This window comes from Acrocarpospora pleiomorpha (assembly GCF_009687885.1).
In the GTDB taxonomy this organism is placed as follows: Bacteria; Actinomycetota; Actinomycetes; order Streptosporangiales; family Streptosporangiaceae; genus Acrocarpospora; species Acrocarpospora pleiomorpha.
Window position 1 is genome coordinate 75,060 of record NZ_BLAF01000018.1, and the last position, 15,300, is coordinate 90,359.

Consider the following 15,300-nt stretch of genomic DNA (forward strand, 5'->3'; position numbering starts at 1 on the left):
GAAGGCGATGCCATCTCTCTTCCCAGTTGCGCTGCGCGAGGACCCGAATCGCTGGTCAGCGGGCTCGTATTGCTCGTATGCATGGAGAAGATCCTTTTGGTTGAGCCTCATCACCGTTGCGCAGCATCGAATGGGGCTGGAAGTCGTAGGATCTCTTGCCTATGGATACCCCCGCTCTCCTCAATCAGGTTCGCGAGTTACGCGGGCAGGGCAAGTCGCCCAAGCAGATCGCGCGAGCCCTCGGCATCTCTCCCTCCGCGGTTACGCCGCTGATCCGCGCCGTCGCAGCCGAGCGACTGGTGGGCGAGCCCGAACTTGTCGGTTGCTGGGTCAACGCCGGATGGAGTGTGGGGCTCACAGTGGATCCAGCCCGGGGCTGGGTCGATGAGGCGCCCGAAGAGGAGCGGACGGCGGGGAAGGCCAGCGTGCTGGTCGCTCGCAAGCAGGGCTGGGACAAGCTGACTGTCGTTGGCTACCTGGTCGACGTGTACTGTCTGGGCGTCAAGAACGCCCGCCCGCCCGAGGTGGAAGACGAAATGAGCATGCGGGAATTCCGGGAGCGCTATTTCTCGGCGTACCCGTCGGGATATCAAGAGGTGCCGCTCGACCTTGCTCAGCATCTCGTTCTCGGTGCCGTTGACTACGCGCGGAGCCTGGGGTTCGAGCCACACGAAGACTTCGCCGCTGCTGCCGGTCATCTGGGGGAGTGGACAGGCCCGGCGGCCATCACCTTCGGCCAGGAGGGTAAGCCGTTCTATCTGTCCGGTCCGTACGACAAGCCGCGGCAGGTCATCAAGACCCTGCAGCGTACGGTGGGGGACGGCAACTACGACTACATCCTCGCGATGCCAGAGTTCGATTACATCGCGTGACGCGGCCGGCGGCGAAATCCAATCGCGCCGGCGTCTCCATTCGGGTTACCGTCGAGGTCGACTTCGGGAGGTAGCCATGTACTACGACGAGATGTCCTTTTGAGCCGATCAGCAAGCGCCGCCGGGGGTTCGGTCACCCCATCGTTGACCGCGTGCGGGCGAATTCCTCGATGGTGTAAGGGGCGCGCCCGGTCGTCCGGGCAACCGTGTCAGTGACGGGGATGCGGAGCCGTCCGCTGGCCACGTCGGACAGCGCCTCGGCCAGGAAGAGGCCGTAATCCCGGGAGAAACCCTTCGAGATCATCAGGTCGATGAACTCTGCCGGCTCGACGGGGGTGTAGCGGACCGGTCTGCCCAGGCCCTGAGTGAGGGCGCGGGCGACATCGTGATGCGAAAGCTGTTCGGGCCCGGTGATGGGAAGCACGCCCGACGGGCCGCCGCGCCGCAGGGCCGCCACGGCGACCGCGGCGACGTCCCGTGCGTCCACGAAGGGGATACGCCCGTCGCCGGCCGGGAGTCTGATCTCGCCCGCGTCGGTCATCGCGGCGAAGGACCCGGCGGTGAAGTTGTCCATGAACCAGGTGGGGCGCAGGATCGCCGAGGTGACGGGAAGGCTCTCCAGGGCCAGTTCCGCCGCCCGTGACGGGTCGGTGTCGGGGGCGTTCTCGGCATCGAGGGTGGAAAGCAGGACGATCGTGTCGACTCCCGCTGCCGCGATGGTCTCCAGCAGTCGCGGAGCTTTCTCCGGCGCGCCGGGATGACTGTAGGGAATCACGAAATAAGCGGCGTCACTGCCGGAGGACGCGAGCGTCCAGGTGTCTTCGTCGTCCCACTCGAAGCGAACCCATTCGCCGTGTCCGGAAGGGCTTCTCCCGGCCGTTCTCACCCGCCATCCCATAGTGGCTGCCTGCCGGGTGACATGGCGGCCGGTCTTGCCGGTCGCACCGAACACGGTGACCGTGTAGGGGGTCATGCGCCCGAAGGTAGTCGATAGCGACCCGAGTACAAGTCTCTGGAGACGGTCGGCCGACGCGGGTCCAGACAAACCGCCTTGGGTAAGGGGAGACGATGACAGGTGTCGCGGTGGTGACCGGCGCGGGTTCCGGGATCGGCAGGGTGGTGAGCAGAGCGCTCCTGGAAGCCGGATATCGGGTGGCGCTCACCGGCCGGCGGGCGGAACCGCTGCGCGAAAGCGCCGCAGACCACCCCGGCGCCCTGGTCGTGCCCGCGGACGTGACCGACCCGGACTCGGTGGCCGCGCTCTTCAACCGAGTACGGGAGCACTGGGGCCGGGTGGACCTGCTGTTCAACAACGCGGGCGCCTTCGGCCCCCGTGGCGCCGTCGACGAGATCTCGGTGGCCGACTGGCGTCACGTCGTGGACACGAATCTGACCGGCGCGTTCCTGTGCGCCCACCACGCGTTCGCGATGATGAAACAGCAGCGACCCCAGGGCGGGCGCATCATCAACAACGGCTCCATCTCCGCCCACACGCCCCGCCCCCGCAGCGTGGCGTACACCGCCGCCAAACACGCCGTCACCGGCCTGACGAAGTCGATCGCGCTCGACGGCCGGCCGTACCGGATCGCCTGCGGGCAGATCGACATCGGCAACGCGGCCACCGAGATGACCGCGGACCTGGAACGAGGAGCGGCCCAGACCGGCCACGCGCCTCCGCCAGAGCCGACGTTCGACCCGGCGCACGTCGCGGACGCGGTGCTCCTCATGGCGAATCTTCCGCTGGACGCCAACGTGCTGCTCCTGACCATCACGGCGACGACGATGCCATTCGTCGGCCGCGGCTGAGGCCACCTCGAGAGGCGTCACGGGACCGGACGCGCGACTGCTGGGCCGCATCACTGCGGACGGACTGGGCACGATTACTACGGAAGCACCGGCACCGCCGGTGGGAGGGGGGACCCCGCGGGCGAGCCGGAGTACACGATCGGCTAGGGGGGAGACATGAACGTCGGTCTTGGCCTGCCCATCAGCCATCCCGCGAGCCTGTTGGAGTGGGCGCGGCGCGCGGAGGAGGGGCCGTTCAGCACCCTCGCCCTGCTGGATCGCCTCGTCTACTACAATCCCGAGCCCCTGGTGGCACTGGCCATGCTCGCCGGGGCCACTTCCCGGATCCGGGTACAGACCGAGGTGCTGCTCGCGCCGCTGCGCGATCCCGTGCTGTTGGCCGAACAGACCGCGACGCTGGACCGCATGTCAGGGGGCCGGTTCACGCTGGGCGTCGGGCTGGGGTCGCGGCGGGATGACTACGAGGCGGCAGGCGTGGACGTCCACACGCGCGGGGCGCGCATGGACGAGACGATGGCGGTGCTGCGCCGAGTGTGGTCCGGCGAGCCGTACGGGAAGGGGATCGGCCCGATCGGGCCCAGGCCCGCCCGCGCGGGCGGGCCGGAAGTGCTCATCGGTGCCTTCAGCCCGGCGGGGATCCGGCGCGTCGCCCGCTTCGGCGACGGCTTCGTGTGCTCGGCACACACGGCCGACCCCGACCGGTTGTTCCGCGCCACGGAGAAGGCATGGGAGGCCGAAGGCCGCGCCGGCCGCCCTCGGCTGGTCGCCCAGTTCAACGCCGTCCTGGGACCGGACTACGTGATCAAGGAGGCGCGCGACCGGCTGTATGACTACTACAGCGGACCTCACTACATGAACCTGCCCGCCGGGCTCGCCGAAGGCGCGGTGGACAGCATGCTCACCACCTCCGGCCAGATCCGCGACACGCTCGCCGACATGGGCGACATCGGCGCCGACGAGGTCGTGTTCTACTGCTGGGCCGAAGACGTGGCCCAGGTGGATCTCTTCGCCGAGGCGCTGACCAGTCCTTGAGGCCGCAACCGGCGCGGTCTGCCAGTGGACGAGCTGCGACAGTCCGCCAACAGGACACCGACTGTTCACGCCGGTGGGTGACGGGGCTTCGCTTGACTGATCTACCTTCCGGCTGATGACTGAGATCGTCAACTGGAGGCAACGGTGGATCGTCGGAGCGTCTTACGTGCGGCTGTCGTCGGAGTGGGAGGGGTGGCGTTCTCGGGAGCGCTGTGGGGCGAGGCGTTCGGCGCCGTCGCCCAACCAGGGCCGAGCCCCTACGGCGACCTGCTGGCCGCCGACGCCAACGGCATTCAGCTCGCGGCAGGGTTCACCAGCAGGGTGATCGCCCGCTCGGGGCGGCGGGTGGCCGGCTACACGTGGCACTGGGCGCCGGACGGCGGGGCGTGCTTCCCCGACGGAGCCGGCTGGATCTATGTCTCCAACTCCGAGATCCCGCTGATCGGCGGGGCGTCGGCGGTGCGCTTCGCCGCGGACGGTTCCATCGTGTCGGCGTACCGGATCCTGTCCGGTACGAACGTCAACTGCGCGGGCGGCGCCACCCCTTGGGGCACCTGGCTGTCCTGTGAGGAGATCGCCATCGGACGGGTCTTCGAGACCTGGCCAGGCGGCGGCCGGGCCGGCGAGGAGCGCACCCGGATGGGACGCTTCAAGCACGAGGCGGCCGCCTGCGACCCGGTGCGGCAGGTGGTCTACCTCACCGAGGACGAGGAGGACGGGTGCTTCTACCGGTTCGTCCCCGACACCTGGGCCGACCTCCGCTTCGGCCAGGTCCAGGTGCTCTGCGCCCCCGCCGGCCAGGTCACCGGGCCGGTGACCTGGCAGGACATCCCCGATCGTGATGGTTTCCCGACGGCCACCCGCCGCCAGGTCGGCGCCGCCCAGCATTTCAACGGCGGTGAGGGATGCTGGTACGACAACGGTGTCTGCTATTTCACCACCAAGGGCGACAACCGGGTCTGGGCCTACGACGCCGTCAACTCCACCCTCGACCTGGCCTACGACGACTCGCTGGTGACCGGCGGCGCCGCCCCCCTGACCGGAGTGGACAACATCACTGGCGCGCCCAACAGCCGCGACCTGTTCGTCGCCGAGGACGGGGGCAACATGGAGATCAACGTCATCACCCCGGAGGGCGTCGTGGCGCCGTTCCTGCGGATCCTCGGCCAGTCCTCGTCGGAGATCACCGGGCCCGCCTTCTCTCCTGACGGCTCGCGGCTGTACTTCTCCTCCCAGCGCGGCACGTCCGGCTCCTCCACCGGCAGCGGCGGCATCACGTACGAGGTGACCGGGCCGTTCCGAGCCCAGACCTGAGCCGTTCATTTCGGTGCAATGCCGGAGATTCCGGGCGGTCGGCGAGGGGAGATGTCATACAGCCGTGATCGCGAACTCTGCTGCGCATTCCGTGCCGAACCGTCGCCGTTTCCTCGGCGGAATCGGGGCCATCACCGGACTTGCGGCGCTCAGCCAGGTGCCGCTCGAGGGCAACGCCCTCGCCGCCCCGCGCGTCCGCGGCGGCGAATACCCGTTCACGCTCGGCGTCGCCTCGGGCGATCCGACGCCGGACGGCGTGGTGCTGTGGACCCGGCTCGTCCCCGAGCTCTTCAGCCCCGACGGCGGCATGCCGAGCCGTCCGGTGCCGGTCGACTGGCAGATCGCGCTCGACGCGGGCCTGCGGAGGGTCGTCAGGCGGGGCACGGTGTCGGCCCTGCCTGAGCTGGCGCACTCGGTGCACGTCGAGGTCGCCGGGCTCGAGCCGGGCCGGGAGTACTACTACCGGTTCCGCTACCGCGGCGACGTCTCCGAGGTGGGCCGGACCCGTACGGCGCCGCGCGAGCACGGCCCGCTGAGCTCGCTGAGCTTCGCGTTCGCCTCCTGCCAGGACTGGACGCACGGCTTCTACTCGGCCTACCGCAACATGGCCGAGGAGGATCTCGATCTCGTGATCCACCTCGGCGACTACGTCTACGAGTACGGCATCCCGGCCGACGGCGGCGCCCGCAAGACCCCGATGCCGGACGTGCTGCTCGAAGGACCCACCGACCTCGACCGCTGGCGGATGCAGTACGCGCTCTACAAGTCCGACCCGGACCTGCAGCGCGCCCACGCCCGCTTCCCGTGGCTGGTCACCTGGGACGACCACGAGGTCCAGAACGACTACGTCGGGGACTACGACGGCACGATCAGCCCGTCCCGCGCGGCGGCGTACAAGGCCTGGTACGAGCACCAGCCCGTGGGCCGCCGCTCGCTGCCGCGCCAGGACGGATCGCTGCTGCTCTATCGCCGGCGCACCTGGGGTCGCCTGGCACAACTCGACGTGCTCGACACCCGGCAGTACCGTACGGCGCCGCCCTGCGGCTGGGGCGAGGCGCCGGCATGCGACGCCGGCAACGACCCGACGAAGGGGACCATGCTCGGCGCCACCCAGGAGAAGTGGCTGCGCGACGGGCTGCGCGATACCAAGGCCCGCTGGAACGTCATCGCGACGAGCGTGATGATGGCACGCCTGGACCACGACGGCCCGACCGGCGACATCATCTGGCACGACGCGTGGGACGGCTTCCCAGCCTCCCGCAAGGCCATCACCGACACCTTCACCGCGGCCAGGGTGCGCAACCCCGTACTCGTCGCCGGCGACTGGCACTCCACCTTCGTCAACGACATCAAGAGCGACTTCGACGACCCCGACTCGCCGGTCGTGGCGACGGAGTTCGTCGGCACCTCCATCACCACCAACGGCGACGGCGAGGTGTACGGGCCGTACTACGGTCCGATGATCAAGTGGAACCCGCACATCAAGTTCTTCGACGGCGACCGCCGCGGCTACGTCACCTGCCGGCTGAACGCGGACGAATGGCGTACCGACCTGCGGATGGTGCCAACGGTCAGCCGGCCGGACGTAGCCGCGACGACCTTCGCCTCCTTCGTGATCGAGGACCGCAAACCGGGCGCGGTGCGAGCCTGAGGCCTACCAGAGCACCTGTTCCGCGGTGAGGCGCTGGATCTCCTCTCCGGTCAGGCCCAGCAGATCCCGGCAGATCTCGTCGGTGTGCTCCCCCAGCATCGGCGCGGGCCCGCGGAGCGCGCCCGGTGTCGCGGAGAGGCGGAACGGCGGCGACGCGTACACCGTCCGGCCCATCTCGGGATGGTCCAGGTATTGCCAATGGCCGCGGGCGTTCAGCTGCTCGTCCGCCAGCACGGCGGCCGCGTCCGCGACCGCCGCCGCGGGCACACCGGCCGCACGCAGGTCGCTGACGACAGCGAGCGTGTCGATCGTCGCGACCGCCTGTGAGACCGCGCGGTCCACCGCGTCCGCGGCCGCCAAGCGTGCCTCCGACCGGCTCCACTCCGGCACCCGGTCCAGGTCCAGGACCCGGCACAGGCTCTCCCACTGGTCGTCGCTCGTGACCGCGATGGCCACCCAGGCGTCGTCGCCGACGCAGCGGTACACGCCATGCGGCGCGTGAGCGGGGTGCGAGTTCCCGCTGCGGACAGGGTCGATCCCGAGTGCCGTGGCCTCGAGCACAGCCGCGCCGATCATCGCCACCGTGGGCTCGACCTGGGCCAGATCGATGAACTGCCCCTCCCCCGTGAGCTCGCGGTGCCGCAGTGCGGCCAGGACCGCGAACGCGGCGTGCGTGGGATTCGGGATGTGGTCGGCGTAGTTGGTCCCGGTTCCCGTCGGCGGCTCGGCCCGCTCGCCGATCAGCCCGTGCAGACCGGCCAAGGCGGCGATCGTCGAGCCGTAGCCGATGTGGTCGCGGTACGGGCCGGTGGAGCCGTGCGTCGACATGGAGAGATAGACGGCCCGCGGATTGATGGCGGCGATCCGGGCGGGCCCCAGGCCGAACCGTTCCATCACGCCGGGAGTGAAGTTGTTGGCGATCACGTCCGCGTCCGCGCACAGCCGTGCCGCGATCTCCCGCCCCGCCGCATGCCGCAGGTTGAGCGCCATACTCCGCTTGCTCGAGTTGCGATCGGCGAAGTATCCGCTGCGATTGATCCCCGGCTCGCCGCCCGCGAAGGGGGGACTGAGCCGGAGTCCGTCGACCTTGGCCCGGCTCTCGATCTTGATGACGTCGGCGCCGTGGTCGGCGAGGATCTTCGTCGCGAACGATCCCGCGCCGACCCAGCAGAAGTCGATGACCCGAACGTCCGCCAGCGGACCGCTCACGCGTCATCCCCCGTTCCCGGCCGGCCGGGACGCACGAGCTCGTCACCGACCGGCGTTCGCGACAGCCGGTACGGAGCTCCGGGGGCCGGATAAGCGTGCCCCGGCGCGAGCTCGATGTCCCGGAAGTAGCCGCGATGGTCCAGCTGAGGGCTCCGTACGACATCGGACAACGTGTTGACCGGCGCGCATGGCACGCGGTATTTCTGCGAGAGCTCGTAGACGGTCTGCTTGGCCAGGCCGGCCACGTAGCCGCCGAACACCCGGGCGAAGGTCTGCTTCGCTTCGTCACCGGCCAGGAATCCTCGCTCGGCCCACTGCGGCCCGTCGAGGAGGTCGGCCTCGGCGACGCCCTCGTCGCGCAGCCAGCGCAGCAGGTTCCCCCAGAACCGGTGCCCCCCGATCCCCGCCGCCAGGATGAAGACGCTCCCGTCGGCGGTGGGGAACAGCCCGGTACCGGCGGCCTTCTGCTCGCCGCCGGTGCGTCGCCTGATCGTGCCCTCGAGGTCGTAGAACTGCACGGAGTTCTCCAGCCCCATGGTGACGCACTGCTGGATCGAGACGTCGACGAGCTGACCCTCGCCGGTGCGCTGGGCATGGTGCAGAGCGATCATCGCTCCCACCGCGCCGAAGGCCGCGCCCGCGGCGTAGGCCTGCGACTCCGGCGGGCGCATCGGGGCGCCGTCGGCGTAGCCACCGAGCGCCAGCAGACCGCCCATGGCCAGACAGACCAGGTCGGGTGCGACGCAGTTCGCGAGCGGTCCTGTGAGCCCGAACGGCGTGATCGACACCATGACCAGGCGCGAATTCGCGGCACCGAGTTCGCCGTAGGACAGGCCGCGACCGGCCATGAGATCGCCGACGCCGGTGCTGATGACCAGATCCGCGGACTGGGCGAGCCGCCGGAACTCGGCCTGCCCCGAAGCGTTGTCGAGGTCGAGCGTGAGGGCCCGCTTGCCGGTGTTGAGGTAGCTGAACGGAATACTGACCGGCGGCACGCCATCGGCCGTGTACAGCGGCGGGCGGCGCCGAAGCGGGTCGCCACCCGGAGGCTCGACCAGGACGACATCGGCCCCCAGGTCGGCGAACAACTTGCCGCAGTAGTGACCCGCCTCGCCGCTGATCTCGAGGACGGTGAGTCCGTGGAGCGGGCCGGAGGGTTCCTGACGCTGCACGAGTCACCCCTCGGGCGCGACCGGCACCGGGCGGAAGCGCGGCAGCGTGACGTCGTCGGTGACGTCCTCGAAGTCCACCACCACCGGATCGCCCACCTTGACCGCCGCGTTGTCCACACCGACGACGTTCGAGAACATCCGCGGCCCCTCGTCGAGCTGGATCAGCGCCACGTTGTACGGCACGTCGGCGGCGAACGCCTGGTTGTAGACCTGATGGAAGACGATGTAGGAGAACACGGTGCCGCGACCGCTCAGCTCCTGCCATGTGGCCTCGTCGCTCAGGCAGCGAGGACAGTAGCGGTTGATCGGGAAGCGCACGTGGCCGCAGCCGGCGCAGGACTGCACGAGCAGCCGCCGCTCCCGCAGCCCGGCCCAGAAGGGTTCGTTCTCGTCAGTGATGACCGGAAGAGGTTTGCCGTAACTCATGCGGTGACTCCATTGCGGGTGAGGATCATCGCGTTCGAGGTGTTGAGCGTCATGCCGCGCCCGGTGACCAGCGCGACTTCGGCACCGTCGACCTGGCGCGGACCGCACTCGCCGCGGATCTGCCGGGTGCCTTCGACGATGTGCAGCCAGCCCTCCATGTACGACTCGGAGAGGTTGCCGCCGGCCGTGTTCACCGGGAGCTCGCCACCGATCTCGATCCGGCCGTTCTCGACGAAGGCGCCGCCCTCGCCCCGGGCGCAGAAGCCGGCGTGTTCGAGCCAGAGGATGACGCTGATGGTGAAGTTGTCGTAGAGCTGCGCGACGTCGATGTCGGCCGGTCCGACACCGGCCATGGCGTAGGCCTTGTCGAGAGCCTGCTTCTGGTGCGGGACGTACCACCAGTCCTCGCGGCCGATGGTCTCGCAGGTGTGCGCCTGGCCCATCCCGGACAGATACACCGGAGGCTTGCGCAGATCAGCGGCGCGCTCCGCGGAGGTGACGATGACACACACCCCGCCGTCGGAGATGAGGCAGCAGTCCAGTAGGTGCAGCGGCTCGACCACCCAGCGCGATCGCTGGTGGTCGTCGATGGTGATCGGATCGCGCATGACCGCGTTCGGGTTGAGGGAAGCGTGCTTGCGGCATGCGACGGCCACGGCGCCCAGCTGCTCGCTCGTCGTCCCGTAGAGCGCCATGTGCCGGCTGGCGGCGACCGCCGAGTTCGCCGCCGCGCCGTACATGCCGTAGATGCTCCAGCTGTCGCCCCAGCCCGAGGCCCGGTCGAACCGCGACCCGCCGGTCTTCGCGGCGTCACCGAAGACGCAGGCGACGGTGGTCGCCAGCCCGGTCTCGATGGCCATCGCCGCCATCTGGACCAGACAGCCCGCGGTGCCGCCACCCATGACCATGCTGCCGGTGTAGGCGGGATTGATCCCTAACGCCTCACCCACCCGCAGGTAGTTCAACGGGCCTTCCGGCGCGGTGGTGCCAGGGAACGTGAGCAGCCCGTCGATCTGGTCCTTGGTCAGGCCGGCATCGTCGATGGCCGCTCTGAAAGCGTCGACCGCCAGGCTGAGCGAGGTGGAGCCGGGTAGCTTGCCCTGTGGCGTGGCGCCGACTCCGACGATCGCGGTTCGGTCGCGCAGTGTCCGAGTCATCCTGGAGATGTCTCCTTAGAGGGGTTGGGGTGTTCAGGCAGATCGGGGACTGGACTAGCGGCCCTGGTAGTTCGGCGTCCGCTTCTCGGCGAACGCCGTGCGACCCTCGACGCGATCCTCGGTGTTGCGCAGCAGGCCGAAGGCGTAGCGCTCCAGCGCCAGGCCCGCGACGAGCGGAAGGTCCGGAGCCTGGGCGACGAGGCTCTTGGCCGCGGCGACGGCCAGGGGGGCGTTGGCGGCGATCCGGGCCGCCACGGCTCGCGCGCGGGTCATCAGGTCGCCGGGCTCGACGACCTCGTTCACCAGCCCGACGCGGAGCGCGAAGTCGGTGTCGACGCGGTCGCCGGTGAGGATCATCTGCATCGCCGGCCCCCTGCCGATCGTGCGCGGCAGCAGCTGGGTGCCGGAGCTGCCGGGGATGCTGCCGATGCGGACTTCAGGCAGGCCGAAAGACGCCGTCGACGACGCGATCCGGATGTCGCACGCGAGCGCGAGCTCCAGCCCGCCACCAAGCGCGTAGCCGTTGACGGCGCAGATTGTCGGTTTGGCGTGCGGGAAGCCCGCGAGAAGGTGGTCGGAACCGGTCCCGAACTCCTCCACCGCCGCGCTGACCCCGGTCGGCATGGTCCGTTTGAGGTCGGCGCCGGTGCAGAACGCTCGATCTCCCGTGCCGGTGAACAGCACGACGCGCACCTCGGCGTCGGCTGACGCGTCCGCGTAGGCCTTCTTGAGCAGCGCACGCGTGTCCGGGTCGATGGAGTTCATCGCCTCCGGCCGGTCGATCACGATCTCGGCGATGTGATCAGCGACGGAGTAGCGCAGCGTCACGTCGACGTCCTTTCTCCCGTTGGGAAGACGATACAGTTTATATTCTATAGAACGCAACCTGCACTATGCTTCCTATCGGATGCAGAGAACGCGAAACCGTAGCATGATCGATAACGACAGGTGAGATGCCCGTGAGCACGCCCCCGGACCACCGCTATGACTCCGTCTCGCCGCCGGTGAGCAAGTCGGACTACGTGTTCCACCGGCTGCGGCAGGAACTGCGAGAAGGCACGATGACTCCCGGCCAGCAGATCATCCAGACCGAGATCGGTGCGCGCTACGGCGTGAGCGCGACCCCGGTTCGCGAGGCGCTGCGGCGGCTCGAAGCCGACGGTCTGATCGCCTACTCCCCCCACCGCGGCGCCACCGTCACGGAGATGCCCCACCACGATCTGCGTGACCTGTATCTGTTCCGCGCCCACGTCGAGAGCTACACCATCCGCCTCGCGGTGGAACGGGCGAGCCAGGACCAGCTGACCGCGTTGCGGGCGGAACACGAGGCGCTCATCGGCGCCGCCGCGTCCGAGGACGCCGCGGCGCTGTCCCGCCGCAATCGTGAGCTGCACCTGTCCGTCATCCGAATTGGTTCTGCCTACATCGCCGAGCAGGTGATGCGGCCACTGTGGGAACGGGTCATCCCCGCCTCCGAGAGCCTGTGGGACCGGCCCGACTTCGTGCGCCGGGCCATCGAACAGCACGAGGCGATCGTGCGAGCGATCGAGGAACGCGACGTCGAGGGCGCGAGCGCCTGCATGCTCAGCCACGTCCAGACGGCTGGTCACGAGCGCCAGGTCCGCAGTCGCGGCGCCGCGTGACCAGCGCGCCTGGTATCGCTGACGCTCAGGAGAGATCCGGCATGGCCGGGCGCACCGGCGGCGCCAGCAGCGCCGCCAGATCCCGCGCGTCCGCGTCCGCGCCGCCATGCAGGACAAGCGATTCGATGGCACGGAGGCGCTCACTCTCGGCGAGCGGCTCGCAGAGCCCGCGGAACTTGTCCAGCACCTGCTGCTCGTCGAACGGCACGTCCTGCGGCGGCGTGCTGGTCAGGTCCACGACGCTGCCGTCGTCCAGGCGCAGCTCGATCCGGGTGACGAAGCGGCGGTCGCGTCCCAGGTCGTCGATGGCCGAGTCGTGCGAGACGTCGATCCGGTCCATGAGCGCCCAGACCTCCGGGCGGGACAGCGACTCGCGGCTGAACTGTCCGGTGTAGGCCGAGCCGTCGAGCAGCGCGACAGCCGCGCCGAAGCGCAGGTTCATCTGCGCCCCCAAGGACGAGCCGGGCGGTTCCAGCTTCCAGGCGGACCGCCGCGCGACGCTCTCGCTGACGCCGATGCGCACGTGCTCGACGCGGTGGGCGGGTACGCGCGCCCGCAGCTCGATCAGCGCGTCGATGGTCGAGTGCAGCATGATGAGGCAGGCGTGCCGCTTGATCCCGATCCCCATCATCACCCACTCGGATCCCAGGCCACGGGTGAGCCGGCCGAGATCGGCGTCGTCGCGACTCCCCAGGATCGTCGAGGCGAGCCCTCCGTATTCGTGCTCGATGAGGCGCTCGGTGCCGAGGAAGCCGGCCGACGCCAGCGCCGCGCCGTGCAGGCCCGACTGCGCGGCCATGCCGTGATGCATGCGCTTGACCATCGACTTGTACTGCGCCGCCATGAAGCCGCTCGCGCGAGTTCCGGCGTTGCCGAACGCGCTCTCCTGGGCCCGCGCGTCGAGTCCGAGGACCGCGCCCGCCGCCGCGGCGGCCGCGAACGTTCCGAACACGGCACCGGTGTGCCAGCCCAACGCGCTGAGCCGCGCACCGCCCATCGTCATCCCGACCCGCGGCCCTGTCTCGTATCCCAGGGCCAGGGCCCGCAGCAGCGCGGGGAACGGCGTACCGCCGACCGCCTCGGCCGCGGCCAGCGCCGCGGTCGCCACCACCGACGAGGAGTGCAGCGCTCCGTGGGCGTGGAAGTCGTCCAGCTCGAAGCCCTGGACGAACGTTCCGTTCAGCAGTGCCGCCGACAGGGGTGACGTCTGCGTCCCCCACCCCCAGACGGTGGCGCCGGCGCCGCGGTCCACGAGGCGAGTGCCCTCCACCGCTCTGGTGGCCCAGGGCAGATGAGCGCCGACCAGGCCGCAGGCGATGCCGTCAAGGAGCAGGAGGCGGGTGCGCCGCCGCACCTCCTCGGGGAGATCGTCCCAGGTGGTCGTGGCGATGAACGCGCACAGCTCCGAGGTAGGCGAAGGCTCGCTCGAGAGGCCGGCGGAGTGCGCGGGGGACGCCGTCATCGCCGGCCGGCCGCGTCGGCGGCGGACACGCCGGCCCGGCCCCCGAACACCGCGTTGCGCGTCATCCCACTCGACGATGGATAGTTGTGGTGGAAGAGCCCGACCATGTCGCCGTTGGCGTAGAGACCCCGGATCGGATCGAGGCTGGTGTTGAGCACCTGGGCGTCGCGGTTGGTACGGACGCCGCCGAAGCTGAACGTGATGCCGCCCGTCACGCCGAAGGCGAGGAACGGCGCCTCGACGATCGGCCGCGCCCAGTTGGTGTGCCGCGGACTGATGCCGACGGTGCCACGGCCGTCCTCCCTGGTGGGATCGAACGGCACGGAGTCGTCGATGGCGCCGTTGTACTCCTCGACGGTCCGTGCCAGCGCCACCGCGTCGATGCCGAGCTTGTCGGCCAGCGCCTCGATGCTGTCGGCCTGGACCGGAACAGCGGCGCGATAGGCCTCCGGGAACAGATCCACGGCCTGCTGGTCGAAGATCTGGTACGCGATGCCGCCCTGCTGCTTGATCACGGCCCACCCGGTCTTGGCGTAGGTGTAGGTCCGGTGCCGCTCGGACTCGTCGAAGAACCGCTTGCCGTTGACATCCACCGTGATGCCGTGGGGGTAGGCGTACCGGTTGACCGTGTTGTCGACCTCGACGTCCGGCGCGTTCAGGTCGATCGGCGAGGCGTGGCCGCCCTGCCATTGCCCCGACGTCGCGGCGCCCAGCGCCACGGCCATGTCCAGGACCTCGCCGGTGTTGTGGCGGCTGCCCCGCACCTTCATCAGGTCCGAGCCGGGCGGCAGGTACCGCGCCCGGCGCTCCGCGCTCGCCTGGAACCCGCCGCTGGCGAGGATGACGGCACCCGCCTCGATCTCGTAGCGGCCGTCGGGACCGTCGACGACGACCCCCTGAACGCTGTGGAAGTTACCCAGCAGACCGGAGACCCGGGACTCGGTGCGCAGCTCCACACCCAGCCGCCCGCCGATCTGGATCCAGCGCTCGACGAGGCCGAGGCCGCCGTCCGCGGGGCCGATCACGGTGCCCGCCGGGTACTCCAGGAAGCCGTCGACCCGAACCGGCTTCGGCCAGATCACCCACTGATGGCCGAGTTCGGTCATCCAGTCCACGGCCGACCGGGAGTCGTCCACCAGGATCTGCGCCAACTCCTGGTCGATGAGGTTCTTCGTGACCTGGTTGAGGTCGGCGAAGAACTCGTCTCGGCTGTACGGGCGCACGCGGATCCGTCCCGCGAGCTCCTCGCGCCGTGCGGGACTCAGGAGCCCGAGCAGGTCATCGGCGCCATCGTGGACGAAGCGGAACCCCATGGCCGAGTAGCGGCAGTTGCCGCCCACGTCGTCCCTGCGCGCTTTCTCTAGGACGACGACACGCTCGGCCCCGGATTCCGCCGCGGCGACGGCTGCGGCGTACCCGGCGCTAGCCCCTCCAACGACGACGACATCGACCTTCTCGCTCACCCGCGGCCTCCTCGTTCACAGATCCTAACTCGGCAGACTATATCCTACTTTCTATACAATCTGCCAGAGGTCTCTCCCCAGCGCTCGCAGGAC

Annotated in this window: 14 protein-coding genes; 6 read left to right on the forward strand and 8 right to left on the reverse strand. The window is 69.6% G+C overall.

The window, feature by feature from the left end; translation table 11 throughout:
* Nucleotides 1–161 precede the first annotated feature (161 nt).
* The gene (locus tag Aple_RS17725) at nt 162–872 is read left to right on the forward strand and encodes a helix-turn-helix domain-containing protein (protein ID WP_155345715.1); all 711 of its coding nucleotides are present in this window, start codon (nt 162–164) and stop codon (nt 870–872) included.
* Nucleotides 873–1,005: 133 nt separating this feature from the next.
* Here the strand turns inward: Aple_RS17725 and Aple_RS17730 are convergent, their stop codons facing one another.
* Complete coding sequence (locus Aple_RS17730; protein ID WP_155345716.1) at nt 1,006–1,845, reverse strand: NmrA family NAD(P)-binding protein; 840 nt, start codon at nt 1,843–1,845, stop codon at nt 1,006–1,008.
* Nucleotides 1,846–1,940: 95 nt separating this feature from the next.
* Between Aple_RS17730 and Aple_RS17735 the strand changes: the two genes are divergently transcribed.
* The 4 genes from Aple_RS17735 (at nt 1,941) to Aple_RS17750 (ending at nt 6,675) form a co-directional block, all read left to right on the forward strand.
* Entirely contained in the window at nt 1,941–2,678 is a 738-nt protein-coding gene (locus Aple_RS17735) for an SDR family oxidoreductase (RefSeq protein ID WP_155345717.1), read from the forward strand.
* Between the two features lie 156 nt (nt 2,679–2,834).
* On the forward strand, nt 2,835–3,710 hold the full coding sequence (locus Aple_RS17740) for an LLM class flavin-dependent oxidoreductase (RefSeq protein WP_155345718.1): 876 nt from the start codon (nt 2,835–2,837) through the stop codon (nt 3,708–3,710).
* A gap of 192 nt (nt 3,711–3,902) precedes the next feature.
* Entirely contained in the window at nt 3,903–5,024 is a 1,122-nt protein-coding gene (locus Aple_RS17745) for an alkaline phosphatase PhoX (RefSeq protein ID WP_246264553.1), read from the forward strand.
* Nucleotides 5,025–5,088: 64 nt separating this feature from the next.
* Complete coding sequence (locus tag Aple_RS17750) at nt 5,089–6,675, forward strand: alkaline phosphatase D family protein (protein WP_155345720.1); 1,587 nt, start codon at nt 5,089–5,091, stop codon at nt 6,673–6,675.
* A 3-nt stretch (nt 6,676–6,678) separates the two neighbouring features.
* Here Aple_RS17750 and Aple_RS17755 read toward each other — a convergent pair whose 3' ends face one another.
* From Aple_RS17755 to Aple_RS17775, 5 genes are read right to left on the reverse strand one after another with little or no spacing between them, the layout of a single operon-like run.
* Nucleotides 6,679–7,884 carry a CaiB/BaiF CoA transferase family protein gene (locus tag Aple_RS17755; protein ID WP_155345721.1) on the reverse strand — a complete coding sequence of 402 codons (1,206 nt, stop codon included), beginning with the start codon at nt 7,882–7,884 and terminating at the stop codon, nt 6,679–6,681.
* A complete protein-coding gene (locus Aple_RS17760) occupies nt 7,881–9,056 on the reverse strand; it encodes a CaiB/BaiF CoA transferase family protein (protein WP_155345722.1) in 1,176 nt (391 codons plus the stop codon). The genes Aple_RS17755 and Aple_RS17760 overlap by 4 nt, the downstream gene beginning before the upstream one ends.
* A gap of 3 nt (nt 9,057–9,059) precedes the next feature.
* Entirely contained in the window at nt 9,060–9,482 is a 423-nt protein-coding gene (locus Aple_RS17765) for a Zn-ribbon domain-containing OB-fold protein (RefSeq protein WP_155345723.1), read from the reverse strand.
* Entirely contained in the window at nt 9,479–10,639 is a 1,161-nt protein-coding gene (locus tag Aple_RS17770) for a thiolase C-terminal domain-containing protein (protein WP_155345724.1), read from the reverse strand. Before Aple_RS17770 ends, Aple_RS17765 begins: the two co-directional genes overlap by 4 nt.
* 54 nt (nt 10,640–10,693) lie before the next feature.
* On the reverse strand, nt 10,694–11,467 hold the full coding sequence (locus Aple_RS17775; protein ID WP_155345725.1) for an enoyl-CoA hydratase/isomerase family protein: 774 nt from the start codon (nt 11,465–11,467) through the stop codon (nt 10,694–10,696).
* Between the two features lie 131 nt (nt 11,468–11,598).
* Here Aple_RS17775 and Aple_RS17780 point away from each other — a divergent pair, with 131 nt between their 5' ends.
* Nucleotides 11,599–12,282, forward strand: coding sequence for a GntR family transcriptional regulator (locus Aple_RS17780; RefSeq protein ID WP_170321532.1), 684 nt, complete (start codon nt 11,599–11,601; stop codon nt 12,280–12,282).
* Between the two features lie 25 nt (nt 12,283–12,307).
* On the opposite strand, the gene Aple_RS17785 is transcribed toward Aple_RS17780, so the two are convergent.
* Complete coding sequence (locus Aple_RS17785; protein ID WP_155345727.1) at nt 12,308–13,744, reverse strand: MmgE/PrpD family protein; 1,437 nt, start codon at nt 13,742–13,744, stop codon at nt 12,308–12,310.
* Entirely contained in the window at nt 13,741–15,207 is a 1,467-nt protein-coding gene (gene tcuA / locus Aple_RS17790) for an FAD-dependent tricarballylate dehydrogenase TcuA (protein WP_155345728.1), read from the reverse strand. The genes Aple_RS17785 and tcuA overlap by 4 nt, the downstream gene beginning before the upstream one ends.
* Nucleotides 15,208–15,300 lie beyond the last annotated feature (93 nt).